At 36.4% G+C, this 13,254-nt stretch carries 11 protein-coding genes; 3 read left to right on the plus strand and 8 right to left on the minus strand.

The window, feature by feature from the left end:
* From safA to nadB, 4 genes are all read right to left on the minus strand, one after another.
* A partial coding sequence (gene safA, locus ACIQ7L_RS17610) for a SafA/ExsA family spore coat assembly protein (RefSeq protein WP_400570765.1) occupies positions 1-1,196 on the minus strand: 1,196 nt, incomplete at its 3' end.
* Positions 1,197-1,443: 247 nt separating this feature from the next.
* Positions 1,444-2,550: a quinolinate synthase NadA gene (gene nadA / locus ACIQ7L_RS17615; protein ID WP_400570766.1), complete on the minus strand. Its 1,107-nt coding sequence runs from the start codon at positions 2,548-2,550 to the stop codon at positions 1,444-1,446.
* Positions 2,551-2,581: 31 nt separating this feature from the next.
* Entirely contained in the window at positions 2,582-3,415 is an 834-nt protein-coding gene (nadC, locus tag ACIQ7L_RS17620; protein ID WP_400570767.1) for a carboxylating nicotinate-nucleotide diphosphorylase, read from the minus strand.
* A 20-nt stretch (positions 3,416-3,435) separates the two neighbouring features.
* A complete protein-coding gene (nadB, locus tag ACIQ7L_RS17625; protein ID WP_400570768.1) occupies positions 3,436-4,962 on the minus strand; it encodes an L-aspartate oxidase in 1,527 nt (508 codons plus the stop codon).
* 181 nt (positions 4,963-5,143) lie between these two features.
* On the opposite strand from nadB, the gene ACIQ7L_RS17630 reads away from it, so the two are divergent.
* The 3 genes from ACIQ7L_RS17630 (at position 5,144) to ACIQ7L_RS17640 (ending at position 7,562) form a co-directional block, all read left to right on the plus strand.
* The gene (locus ACIQ7L_RS17630) at positions 5,144-6,286 is read left to right on the plus strand and encodes an IscS subfamily cysteine desulfurase (RefSeq protein WP_400570892.1); all 1,143 of its coding nucleotides are present in this window, start codon (positions 5,144-5,146) and stop codon (positions 6,284-6,286) included.
* On the plus strand, positions 6,286-6,828 hold the full coding sequence (locus ACIQ7L_RS17635; RefSeq protein WP_400570769.1) for a transcription repressor NadR: 543 nt from the start codon (positions 6,286-6,288) through the stop codon (positions 6,826-6,828). The genes ACIQ7L_RS17630 and ACIQ7L_RS17635 overlap by 1 nt, the downstream gene beginning before the upstream one ends.
* Positions 6,829-6,914: 86 nt before the next feature.
* Positions 6,915-7,562 (plus strand): MOSC domain-containing protein, encoded by a 648-nt coding sequence (locus ACIQ7L_RS17640; protein WP_400570770.1) that lies wholly within the window; start codon positions 6,915-6,917, stop codon positions 7,560-7,562.
* Between the two features lie 42 nt (positions 7,563-7,604).
* Here ACIQ7L_RS17640 and pheA read toward each other — a convergent pair whose 3' ends face one another.
* The 4 genes from pheA to ACIQ7L_RS17660 all read right to left on the minus strand — a co-directional run bounded on the left by pheA (position 7,605) and on the right by ACIQ7L_RS17660 (position 13,181).
* The gene (pheA, locus tag ACIQ7L_RS17645) at positions 7,605-8,456 is read right to left on the minus strand and encodes a prephenate dehydratase (RefSeq protein WP_400570771.1); all 852 of its coding nucleotides are present in this window, start codon (positions 8,454-8,456) and stop codon (positions 7,605-7,607) included.
* Between the two features lie 96 nt (positions 8,457-8,552).
* Entirely contained in the window at positions 8,553-10,466 is a 1,914-nt protein-coding gene (locus ACIQ7L_RS17650) for an FtsX-like permease family protein (protein ID WP_400570772.1), read from the minus strand.
* A 41-nt stretch (positions 10,467-10,507) separates the two neighbouring features.
* Positions 10,508-12,430, minus strand: coding sequence for an FtsX-like permease family protein (locus ACIQ7L_RS17655; protein WP_400570773.1), 1,923 nt, complete (start codon positions 12,428-12,430; stop codon positions 10,508-10,510).
* On the minus strand, positions 12,405-13,181 hold the full coding sequence (locus ACIQ7L_RS17660) for an ABC transporter ATP-binding protein (RefSeq protein WP_400570774.1): 777 nt from the start codon (positions 13,179-13,181) through the stop codon (positions 12,405-12,407). Before ACIQ7L_RS17660 ends, ACIQ7L_RS17655 begins: the two co-directional genes overlap by 26 nt.
* Between the last annotated feature and the right edge of the window lie 73 nt (positions 13,182-13,254).

The following is a 13,254-nucleotide window of genomic DNA, read 5'->3' on the forward strand; positions in this document are numbered from 1 at the left end:
TCCATCATCGGCATTATGTTTGGCATTGGGTTGTTTTCCATCATCGGCATTATGTTTGGCATTGGGTTGTTTTCCATCATCGGCATTATGTTTGGCATTGGGTTGTTTTCCATCATCGGCATTATGTTTGGCATTGGGTTGTTTTCCATCATCGGCATCGTAATATTCGGTGGCAAGACTTGTGGAATGATAAGATTTTCTTTTGTTACATTTGGTGCAACTATGTTGCCCACATTTTCCTTTTGTACTTGTGGCGCAACTACATTTCCTATATTTTCTTTTTGTACTTGCGGCGATACTATGTTGCTTACATTTTCTTTTTTCGTTTGTGGTGACACCATGTTACCTACATTTTCTTTTTGTACTTGTGGTGACACCATGTTGCTTATATTTTCTTTTTGTACTTGTGGCGACACTATATTGCTTACATTTTCTTTTTGTACTTGTGGCGACACTATATTGCTTACATTTTCTTTTTTCGTTTTCGGAGCAATTATGTTATTTGGCTTCATTTTATTAATTTGAGGAGCAATTAACTCGCTTCCCTTTTTTATTACATCTGAAATTTTATATTCTTTTGCAGGTTTAATAGGCGGCTGCGGTGGTTGCGGCAATATATTTACTGAAAACTTTGTACTTTCTTTTACTGCAGGCTTTTCTACCTTTTCAACAATTGGTGGTTTTTCAATCACAGCTGGCTTTTCAACAGCAGGTAGCTTCTCTACAGGTTTTTCTTTTTGAATTGGCACTTCCTTCTGAATCGGTTTTTCTTTTTGGATTGGTACTTCCTTTTGAATCGGTTTTTCTTTTTGGATTGGCATTTCCTTTTGAATTGGTACTTCTTTTTGCGGCTTCACCTGTACTTCTTTTTGAGTTTGCTGCATGGCTGGCTGCTGCGTAATTGGTGCGGATTGATACGTCATTTCTTCTTCCTCTTCTATCCCAAGTGGCTTAGGTGTGCCTGCAAATTCTTTTTGTTGTACTTCCTTCACATATTCTTTCGGAGGGGCTGAACCAGCACCCACATTTTTTTTCACATGAACACTGCCTGATGGTACTTTAATTTTCATGCCAGGCATAATAAGATCTGGATTACTGAGCTGTGTATTCGCCGTTTTCAGCGTTTCAAAATCCACTCCGTACTTTTTCGCAATTTTCCAAAGGGTATCCCCTTTTTGCACGATATGAATTTTCAAATTTTCCCCCTCCTGTATAACTTATCTATAAATAAAAACACTTTGAAGGAATACTTTCTTTAAAAACCAAACTTTATCAATACTGCTTTTACAAACAATTCACTTTTTAGCACTTCTTACATTTTCACTATTGTTCAAAGTGGAATAAGCATATAAAAATTACAATGATTTCCTCAACACAATGTATGCCTATTTCTTCCTAGTTATGATTATATGCAATAAAAAAGCAACGGGAACCCCGCTGCTTTTAAGCACGCTCTAACATACGATTTAATGCTAGAACTGCTTCTTTTGTGACTTGTTTGTCTACTTGAATGACATTGACTTGTTCTCCCCGCTCTATCGTTTCTAACGCCCAAAGCAGATGTGGTAAATCAATACGATTCATTGTTAAACAAGGACACATAAAAGGATTTAATGAAATAATTTCCTTATCGGGATGCTGATGAATAATCCGGTTCACTAAATTCATCTCGGTACCAATCGCCCATTTACTTCCAGATGGCGCCTGTTCAATCCTATCGATAATATATTTTGTTGATCCAGCATAATCAGAAGCTTCAACAACTTCATAGCAGCATTCTGGATGAACAATGATATTCATATCAGGATGATTTTTTCTTACGCTTTCAATATTTTTCACAGTAAAATTTTGGTGAACAGAACAATGTCCTTTCCACAAAATTACTTTTACATCCTCAATATCTCCGTCGTACTCTAATGAATCTGTATGCGGATCCCAAACCGCCATTTTATCGAGTGGAATCCCTAAATCATATGCTGTATTCCTTCCTAAATGTTGATCTGGTAAAAAGACTAGACGCTCTTTTTGCGTAAATGCCCAAGACACCATTTTTTTTGCATTTGAAGACGTTACTGTTGCGCCACCATTACGGCCACAAAATGCTTTAATAGCTGCAGTAGAGTTCACATATGTTAATGGAATCATCGTATTCCCAAATAACTTTGTAAGTTCTTCCCATGCCCTTTCTGTTTGTTCAATATCTGCCATATCCGCCATAGAACAACCTGCACGCATATCTGGTAAAATAACTACTTGCTCATCTGTCGTTAACATATCAGCTGTTTCTGCCATAAAATGCACACCACAAAACACAATATATTTGGCATCCTTATTACTCGCTGCCACTTGTGCAAGTTGCAATGAATCTCCAGCAGCATCTGAAAACTGAACAACTTCATCTTTTTGATAATGATGTCCCGGAATAAATAACTCTTTACCTAATTTTTCTTTAATTTCATGAACACGTTCTTCCATCTCTTGCACAGACATTGTCTGGTATCGCTCTGGTAACAGCATTTCAATTGGCTGAACTTTCTCTAAAATACTCATCAGTAATCTCCCCCTCTAATCCACTTTCTCCTTACGCTTCTATATTGAAACTGATATCTAAAGCTTTCACTGAATGTGTTAACAATCCAAGCGAAATATAATCTACCCCTGTTTTTCCGTATTTTGATAAATCTTCAATTGTTATACCACCTGATGCTTCCGTTACAATTGCACTAGGTACAATCATAGAAAATTCTCGAATTTCTTCTGGTGTACGGTTATCAAACATAATAACGTCCGCACCTGCCGATACAGCTTCTCGCACTTGTTCTTCTGTCTCTGTTTCCACTTCTACTTTCACCATATGTCCAAGCTTTTCTTTCACAGATGCGACTGCTTTTGTAATAGATCCTGCAAAAGCGATATGGTTATCTTTAATCATGACACCGTCGTATAATCCAAAGCGGTGATTAAATCCACCTCCGCATACAACCGCATATTTATCAAACATACGAAGTCCTGGCATTGTTTTTCTTGTATCACAAATACGCGTATGATTACTGTCTAATGTAAGAATAGCCCTGCGCGTCATCGTTGCTATACCACTCATGCGTTGAACTACATTTAATATTACGCGCTCTGCTGTTAATAAAGAGGCAATTGGTCCTTGCGCAGTTGCTAAAATTTCACCTTTCTCTACGAGATCTCCATTTTTTTTATGAAGTTCGACTTGAATTCTTTCATCTATTAGTCGAAATCCTTGTTCAATGACCGCTGTACCTGCAAATACACCTGTATCCTTCACAAGAAATGTTCCTTTTGCCTCTAAATTATCCGGAAAAATAAGTTGCGACGTTATATCTCTTTCCCCTATATCTTCTAGAAAAAATCGATTTAATGCTTCTCTAACTTTTAACGTGTTCATAAAACCCCTCTTTCCCCTCGTTACACAAGTTGTGATTTTCTTTTTGCAAGAATAATTTCTTCCATCACTTTATTTCTTTCTGGATAATCACTGCGATAATGACCACCTATACTCTCTTTTCTTCGCATTGCTGCCTCTGTCATCAACTCACAGACTGTTAGCATGTTTATAATGGTTATTTCTTTATTTGTAAGGCCATCGTATTGTAATTGCATGTGTTGCATACCATACTGATTAAGCCATTTCTTCGCATGCAATAAACTCTGCTTTGTCCGAACAATTCCAACGTACTTCATCATATGTTCTTGTATTTCTTTTTTCGTTGGTAACTGAGAGATTGCAGAACTTGTTTGTATCCCTTTACTATCACTTATGTTCCTTTGTGCTGGATGAGCTAAAATATGTTGCCCAATCCGTCTACCAAATACAAGTCCTTCTAGCAATGAATTACTCGCTAATCGGTTTGCACCATGGACACCGTTGCAAGCTACTTCACCCACGGCATATAAATGAGCAATTGATGTTTCTCCGTCACAATTCGTTTTCACACCGCCCATGTGAAAATGAGCACCTGGTACAACTGGAATCTTACTTTGATCTACATCTACACCATTCTTTTTACATAATGACGACACAGTAGGAAAACGCTGCTTAAAGTTTCGAATCGAAGAAATATCTAAGTACACACTTTCGCCAGCAAGAATCTGTTCATGAATAGCACGTGCTACTACATCGCGCGGTGCAAGATCACGCTGCGGATGTACATCCATCATAAAATGCTGTCCTTTTCTATTTATAAGGACAGCCCCTTCGCCGCGCACCGCTTCAGACACAAGCCCACAGCAACGCCCGTCTACATATAACATTGTTGGATGGAATTGTACGAACTCTAAATCGACAAGCTCTCCACCGGCCCGGTATACAATTGCGAGTCCATCACCTGTAATCGTTTCATCGTTAGAGGTAAAAGTGTATACACCGCCAATACCACCTGTAGCTAATACAGTATGGTCAGCATAATAACGCTGCAAGTTCCCTTCACAATCGCGAGTCAAAACACCTATACATGTATCATTTTCTATTATTAAATCGAGCACCATTTCTTGCTCCACGACTGTAACGTACGGAGCTACTTCTTGAATCAAATGCTCTAATAAATTTTTTCCTGTTGCATCTCCTCCCGCATGTAAAATGCGTCGTTTTCGATGTGCACCTTCCTTACCAAGATGAGGCCTCTTTTCACCTCCATCAAATTTCATACCATTTGCAATCAGTTTACGAATCTCTTTCGGACCTTCATCAACTAAATAACGAACTGCCTCTTTATTGTTATAATTACAACCTGCCACTAACGTATCCTCATAATGATTATCCGCATTGTCATATGTAGCTACAGCTGCTGCAATTCCTCCCTGAGCTAAATGCGTATTATTATTGTGCCGCGTTTTTTTTGTGATAATTATCACATTCTTTTCGTGACAAATCTCTTTCGCCACACTAAATGCTGCAACACCACTTCCAATGATTAAAACATCTGTACTTGGCATGATAATTGCCTCCTAATTTACACTTTCCAACTGTCTTGACACCTATATTTACATAGATTTAAAATAATGACAAGAGTTTTTTATTAAGTCATTCATTGCGAAACTTACAGAAACTCTCACACTACTAAATACTACTAAAAAATAAAAAATCCATGTAACTCTACTATAGAGAGGACTACACATTATGATATATCTGGACTATGCGGCAACAACACCAATGAGCAAAGACGCAATCGAAACATATACAAAGGCAGCAGAACAATATTTTGGTAATGAACAAAGTTTACATGATATAGGTGGATCAGCTGCATCTTTACTACAAGTTTGCAGAGAAATGTTTGCAGAGATGATTGGCGGGAAGGAACAGGGTGTCTTTTTTACAAGTGGTGGTTCAGAATCTAATTATCTAGCGATCCAATCACTCTTAAATGCTAGAAGCGGTAAACACATTATTACGACCCCTGTGGAGCATGCATCCATTCACAGCTACTTTCACTCTTTAGCGCAGCAAGGATATACAATTACTGAAATTCCCGTTGATACATACGGACTTATTAATCTAGATGCTTTAGAAGCAGCCATTACAGACGATACTGTTCTAGCAAGTATTCAACATGGAAATTCTGAAATTGGAACCGTTCAGCCCATCTCAGAAATTGGGGCACTCTTAAAAAAACACCATATTTTATTTCATACAGATTGTGTTCAAACATTTGGTAAACTTCCAATCGATGTGACAACGATGCAAATTGATAGTCTTTCTGTTTCAGCACATAAAATTTATGGACCAAAAGGTGTAGGAGCTTGCTATATCAATCCGCAAGTTCGCTGGGGACAAGTGTTCCCAGGAGCGTCTCATGAAAGAGGCTTTCGTCCTGGTACAGTCAACGTCCCGGGCATCGCTTCTTTTCTGACAGCAGCAGAGCATACATTAGATAATCGCGATAAGGAATACGCTCGTTTCAAACAATTACGCTCTTACTTTATTGATAGATTGCAATCACTTTCTTTAGAAATTCAAGTAGAAGGACATTCTACTGCTTGTTTACCACACATTATTGGGGTTACAATAAAAGGAATAGAAGGACAGTACACGATGTTAGAATGTAACCGTCACGGCATTGCCATTTCAACGGGAAGTGCTTGTCAGATTGGTAAACAAGAACCTTCAAAAACAATGCTTGCAGTTGGGAAAACGTATGAAGAGGCAAAACAGTATGTTCGTTTTTCATTTGGACATCACACAACAAAAGAACAAATTGATATGACCATTCATGCACTACAAACAATTAGAAATCCATTTTATAGAGGTGGTAAATCATAATGAAACAAAATGATCAAAAGAAGATTTTAGGTGAAGAAAGAAGGCAACTCATCCTGCAATGGCTCCTTGCGGCTAATGAGCCTTTATCCGGGGGGGAATTATCTAAGAAGACAAATGTCAGCAGACAAGTCATTGTACAAGATATCTCCTTACTAAAAGCGCGAAACGAGCCAATTATCGCAACTGCACAAGGGTACTTATATTTAAAGCCACAGACAAAACAGCAAGCTTTTGAACGCGTCATCGTCTGCCAACATAAGCCAGAAGAAGTCCGCCAAGAACTAATCATGCTTGTCGATCACGGAGTTACAATTAAAGACGTAAAAGTAGAGCATCCTGTATACGGTGACTTAACAGCCTCTATTATGGTAAGCAACCGCTTTGATGTTGAACAATATTTACAAAAGATTGAGGATACAAATGCTTCCTATCTCTCACAGTTAACAGGTGGTATTCACTTACATACAATTGAAGCAGATTCTAAAGAAAAATTAAATGCTGCTTGCGACGCGCTAGATCGAGCTGGATTTCTCGTTTATTAATATAAAGCACAGAGGTTTTCATCATTCTCTGTGCTTTTATTTATAAGGTGGTATAATATTGAAAACAATTGTAAAGGAGACTACATATGGGAATTGAACTCGTTCACTTTAGCATCGGTAAACCAAAACAAATGCAGTATAACGAAGATAAAGAAATGATAACAGGCATATGTAAAGAGCCTATAGAAGAAGCCTTCCTCTCTAAAGACGGATTCCTCGGTGATGATGTAGCTGACTTAAAGCATCACGGTGGCCCGGATCGTGCTGTTTGCGTCTATCCACATGAACATTACGCATTATGGGAACAAGAATTTCAAACAACGCTTCCTTCTTCTACATTTGGTGAAAACATTACTGTTACCGATATGTTAGAACGTGATGTTTTCATCGGTGATACATATCAATTAGGCGAAGCAATCATTCAAGTGACACAAGCTAGAATACCATGTAGTACCATTTCAAAACGCCTCGGTATCCCTGGCATCTTACCGCGCATTGTGGCAACTGGATATACCGGTTATTTATGCCGTGTTCTTCAAGAAGGTATTGTACGTAAAGACTCACAAATTAAACTGCTAGAGCGTCATCCAAATCAAGTTTCTGTTCTATTTTCTAACGAAATATATTTTCATAGACGAAAAGATATAGAGGCAATGGAAAAGATTCTTGCTGTTCCAGAACTAGCAGAAGTTTGGCATGAACAATTCACAGATCGTCTCGCAAAATTGAAATAATATAAAAGATCCCACCTTTTATCTGGCGGGATCTTTTTATAATTACAACCAATATGATGAATAACTCCCAAGCACTGTAACAGAAAAACCAAGCGCCTCAAGCTCCATCGTCACGCCTGGCAACAAAACGTCATCGTATGCCTTATCAACATCAATTAAGAAGAAGTAGTTGCCAAGTCCCGTTTTCATCGGACGGGATTCGATTTTTGATAAATTTAATTTTCTCCATGCAAAAGCTGATAATACTTGATAAAGCGCCCCTGCATAATCAGCAGGTAACGTTATCATAAGCGTTGTTTTCTCTCCACGATTCTCTCCATTTTTCTTGAGCAATGCTCTTTGTTTTTTATGTAACACAAGAAAACGCGTATGATTATTTTTATGCGTATGAATATCACGCTGCACAATTGTTAAGCCATACTTTTCCGCTGCCGTTTCATTTGCAATTGCAGCGATTTTTTCTTCCGGATGTTCTTTCACGAATTGTGCGGCTGCGCTTGTGGAAGTCATATCACGAACTGTTACACCCTTTAATTCTTCATTTAAAAACTTATGACATTGTGCAATTGCATGTGGATGAGAATGTACAGCATACACTTCTTTCCACGCTTTTTCATGATCTGGATACACAAGTAAATGTTGCTGAATCGGCACTGTAATTTCTCCTACGATGAAAAGCGGCTGCTCATGCACAAGATAATCAACCGTAATATTAACAGAACCTTCTATCGCATTTTCTAACGGTACAACTGCAAAATCTACATTTCCATTTGCTGCTGCATCCATACAATCTGGAATCGTTCGATACGGTACATGCTCTGCTTCCGGAAAAAAACGACTCACCGCCATATTTGTAAATGTTGCTTCTGGTCCTAAATATCCAACTCGAATCATCGTCTTTTCCCTCCTTTTTCATTTTCTTACTGTTATACCATGAATATTTATATTTTTCTACGTAATTTTCGAATATTTCAAAAAGACTAGCATTTGCTAGTCTATATGTTTCATATATTCTTTTTGGGCGAAGAAGAAATAAATAGCACATGCCAAAAGATAAAACATAATTACAACACATACTTTTTGAAATGAGCCTTCCATAAAAACTGTCCTATGGAACGTATATAACGCAACCGCACTATGCATACTCCCTACTACAATAGGCGAAAAGAATAACATGCTTAATTGCCAACGAGAAATTTTCCACACTTCTTGCTTCGTCATTCCAATTTTAGAGAGGGCTTGATATTGCTTACGGTCCGATGAAATATTATGAAACCATTTAAAATATACAATGCTACATGATGCGAGAAAGAATAATATGCTAATAAACGAACCAACAAATATAGTAAATTCTCCAACTTCCTTCATATTCACATACAATTCCATATTATTTCGGAATGCACCATCCTGATTGTGTTTCATATGTTTACGTAAATCTTCGTTTAAGTTCTTTGTATTTTCAATATTATTTAATGTGTAACCTCGATATATAATTTTTTCAGAATCAGGAATTGTGTTTGCTATACTATTAAAATCTTGGTCATTCATGACGAAAAATATTCCATTCATTTGAGTGATATGATTGTTAAATAGCATTCCTTCTTTTTGGCCGTTAAATGTATACTCTAACGTTTGTCCAAACACATTTAATTGAATCTTTTTCTTATTATATAAAACTGGTCCATTATACTTATTATAATAAACAAGGGTAACGGTTCCTCTTTGTGGATGATAACTCTTCTGTCCTTGCTCTTTTGCCTCTTTACTATAATCACTCGCTCTTATTATAGTTGCCTCTGTATTTTCCCTATTATTAGACTGAAATGTTGTTTGTAATCCTACAAAATTCGTATAGCGGAATTTATGAAACCTATGTTTATGTAATAAATTTTCAATGGTACCTTTATCAAAAATCTCATGAGATTTAACCCCTTTTTCTATATATGAAAACGATTGTGCTCCTCCTCCGCGCCACATCTCTTCCATACTTGAAAAATATAAGAACACCGTACCCGTTACTGTAACAACAACCGTCGTTGCCATAGATAAAAGAAAGAAGAACTGTCCATTTTCCTTCATTCGATGTGATAGTTGATTTACTATAAACAAATACGGATACGTATACATTATTTTTTTATTTCGTTTTATCATTTCTAATATTTGTGTAGCACCGTGTGTAAATGAAAAGTATGTTCCAACAGAGATTAATATAACAACTGGAATAAAGTATAATCCCATCGTTAACATTGTCGTTTGGAGAGCTAAACTATACCCAAGCACTAAACAGAAAAATCCAAATAAACAAAGCCATTTTGAACTTTTCGCTTCACTTTTATCCATTCGAAATTCTTTTAATAAACGAATCACTTTTATATTCCATATACGCAAAGCACTTAAGAATGATAAAACAAAAAAGACGCTTGTATATGTAATAAACGTTATAAAAATAGCTTTTATATCAAAAATAAGAGTTAATTCTTTTGGAAGTCTAAGTAGCATACTAAATACCATGAAAAAGAGCTTTAAAAATATCATGCCAATTCCAATACCGAAAACGTTAGCAAAAAACCCGATCAACATTTGTTCGGTCATTATCATGCCAATTAAATTAGACTTCGTCGCCCCCATTAACATATATAATCCTAATTCTTTTTTACGTGCCTCTATGAAAATAGAAGTGGAATACAAAATAAATACAATAAAGAAGCAAATAATAATGACATTACATATAGTGAGTCCCCATCGTACGTTTTGATACCACATCGTTTCTTGCATATAAGGATGTACAATTACTGACATATACGCATAAGAAGCAAATATAGCAAAGCAACTGCTCAAGAAAAATACTTTATAACTACGCCAATTTCCTCTTATATTTTGTATTGCTAATTGCCGAACATTCATCTGCATGCCCCCTTTGCACACGTAAAAAGCTAGAGGTTCCCCTAGCTTTTTACGTGTTTTAAATATCCTCTTTGTGCAATTGCAAAGTAAATTGCCGAAGCTAACATATATGCTCCAATCACAATCGCACCTGATTTCCATAAATCTATATAAAGCATTTTCCCTAATGTATGAAGAGCAAATCCGCTATGAATAGCACCAATCACAATTGGGATAAAGAATATAACTCCCATTTGACGAATTGCAATTTTACGAATTTCTTTATCTGTCATTCCAATTCGCTTTAATGATTTAAATTGAATACGATCTTGTTCTTTATCGTTAAACCATTTAAAGTATGTCAGGCTGCAAGCGAAGAAGAAAAACAGTACCGCTACGAAGAAACCGATGAACATTGTGATTGCACCTTGTTCCTTTATCGCCTTATACATAAGAACGGAATTATGGAAATTCTCTTGTTGTTCTGGTGCAATTTCCTTTTTCAAATCTAGCACAAGATTTTCTGTACTTTTCCAATCTTCAATATAATAACCATAATATTTCATCTTTTTTTCATCCGGTATGAGCTTTGCGTATTTCTCAAAATCTTGATCATTCACAATAAGATATTCGTCATCATTAAAAATAGAATATGAAGTTGGTTCATTTAACTGAACAGACTGTTTTTGTCCATTAATTGTAATTTCATAGGGTTTCGTACGATCTATCTTCACCATATCATTTGTCATATCACTCATGACCATCGTCGCACTACCTGATGTGTTATGAACTTCTCTAACTTCTTCCTTCTTTTGTTTGCGTACTTCCGCATTATATTCTTTTTCTGAAATAATCGTCGTTGGTACTTCATGTTCACTGTTAAAAAACGTTACTTTCTGCGTTGCAGGCAGTTTTACGTAGGCTACTTTTCGCGCATCTTCAAATCCATGCTTTTTTAATAATCCTTGTACTTTTTCTTCACTAATAATGTTATGCGTATTTACTCCCTTTTCCTCATATGAAATAGCATGTGGCATTTGAGCTACCGTTTTATAACTCATATCTTCAAAGAATACATATAGCGTACCAATTGCCGAAGAAACAATCGCTGTAATAATTGAAATAACAAAGAGAAAGCGAGCATTATCTTTCATTTTATAAATAAGATTGCTGAGTACAAACATATTTGGATATGTATAATATGATTTTTTTCGTTTCTGTAACGCCTTTAATATGACAGTGCTACCTTGTGTAAATAGTAAGTACGTTCCCCCAATTGTAAGTCCTACAATCGGTAAAAATAACATAAGGAAATTCATAATTGTAACTTGGAAACAAAGTACATATGCAGCAATGATACATCCTACACCAACTACACATAACCATGTAAATGCAAAAGGCTCTACTTTTTGTTTTCTTGCCTCTCTTAATAAATCAATAATTTGTAAACGTGCAATCGTCCAAAGACCAAATAATGATAGGATGAAAAAGAGAACGAAATATACACCAGCTGTAATGAAAACTGCTTTTCCATTCCATACGAGCGGAAGTGTTTTATCAATGCCAAGTAATACACTTAACGCTTGGAAGAAAAGTTTTGAGCCAAGCATACCAAGTGCAATCCCTATTATAATTGCGATTACCCCTAGGATCATTTGCTCTAAAACAATCATGCGGCCAATCTGAGCTTTCGTACCACCAATTAACGTCAATAAACCAAATTCTTTTTTTCGTGCTCGTAAAAATGTTGCATTAGCATATAAAATAAACAGTGCCGAAAAGATGACAATGATATAGTTCATTGATTCCAGCCCTTTTGTAACCATAGCCCTCATGCTAATATTTCCGCTCACTACATCTGGATGATAAATGAAGGAAGCATACATGAAAAATACGACAATCGATAAACAACTACTAATAAGAAAGGCTTTATAATTACGCCAATTTCCTTTTACATTATTAAGCGCGAGCTGGCGAAAGTTCATGATATTCTCCTCCTAGCATCGCAAGTACGTCCAAAATTTCTTGGAAAAAGGCTTGCTTTGTTTTTCCTTTATGAATTTCCGAGAAAATTTCTCCATCACGGATAAAGAGAATACGTTCACAGTAACTAGCCGCTACTGGATCATGTGTTACCATTGCAATCGTTACTTTCTTCTGCTCATGTAAATCTTGCAATGCGCCCATTAATGATTTTGCTGATTTAGAATCTAAGTTTCCTGTCGGCTCATCTGCTAAAATTAATGTAGGTTCATGAATAATGGCACGCGCAGCTGCGGCACGTTGTTGCTGCCCACCTGATACTTCATACACTTTTTTGTTTAAAATACCTTCGATGTTTAAAAACTTCGCAATTTCTAGTACTTTCGTATCAATTTCATTTACAGATTTCTTCGCCATAACGAGTGGTAAAATAATATTTTCTTTAATAGATAGCGTATCAAGTAAGTTAAAGTCTTGGAAAATGAATCCTAAATGCGTACGGCGAAATTCTGCTAGTTTGGCAGCACGCATTTGACTAATTTCTTCACCATTTACATACACATGTCCTGATGTTTGTTTATCAATTGTTGCTAATAAATTTAAAAGCGTTGTTTTCCCGCTTCCTGACGGACCCATAATTCCTACAAATTCGCCTTCGTCAATTTTAAAGTTTATATCGTTTAAAGCGGTCGTTGCCACTGAACCTTTTGATTGATACACCTTCGTTAACCCTTTTACTTCAAGAACACTCATTTCTAATCCCCCTATGCGTTTTCTTCTTACATTTACTATAAAAAAAATGAGAAAAAGAAACGAGTGATTTCCC

Origin of the sequence: Bacillus sp. NPDC094106, from assembly GCF_044764345.1 — a bacterium.
Taxonomy (GTDB): Bacteria; Bacillota; Bacilli; order Bacillales; family Bacillaceae_G; genus Bacillus_A.

Coding starts and splice junctions, on each gene's coding strand:
- pheA (WP_400570771.1), bottom strand. CDS start 8,456: ATGATTCGAGTTGGATATTTAGGACCAGAAGCAACATTTACAAATATG.
- ACIQ7L_RS17650 (WP_400570772.1), bottom strand. CDS start 10,466: ATGAATGTTCGGCAATTAGCAATACAAAATATAAGAGGAAATTGGCGT.
- ACIQ7L_RS17635 (WP_400570769.1), top strand. CDS start 6,286: ATGAAACAAAATGATCAAAAGAAGATTTTAGGTGAAGAAAGAAGGCAA.
- nadC (WP_400570767.1), bottom strand. CDS start 3,415: ATGAACACGTTAAAAGTTAGAGAAGCATTAAATCGATTTTTTCTAGAA.
- nadA (WP_400570766.1), bottom strand. CDS start 2,550: ATGAGTATTTTAGAGAAAGTTCAGCCAATTGAAATGCTGTTACCAGAG.
- ACIQ7L_RS17660 (WP_400570774.1), bottom strand. CDS start 13,181: ATGAGTGTTCTTGAAGTAAAAGGGTTAACGAAGGTGTATCAATCAAAA.
- ACIQ7L_RS17640 (WP_400570770.1), top strand. CDS start 6,915: ATGGGAATTGAACTCGTTCACTTTAGCATCGGTAAACCAAAACAAATG.
- ACIQ7L_RS17655 (WP_400570773.1), bottom strand. CDS start 12,430: ATGAACTTTCGCCAGCTCGCGCTTAATAATGTAAAAGGAAATTGGCGT.
- nadB (WP_400570768.1), bottom strand. CDS start 4,962: ATGCCAAGTACAGATGTTTTAATCATTGGAAGTGGTGTTGCAGCATTT.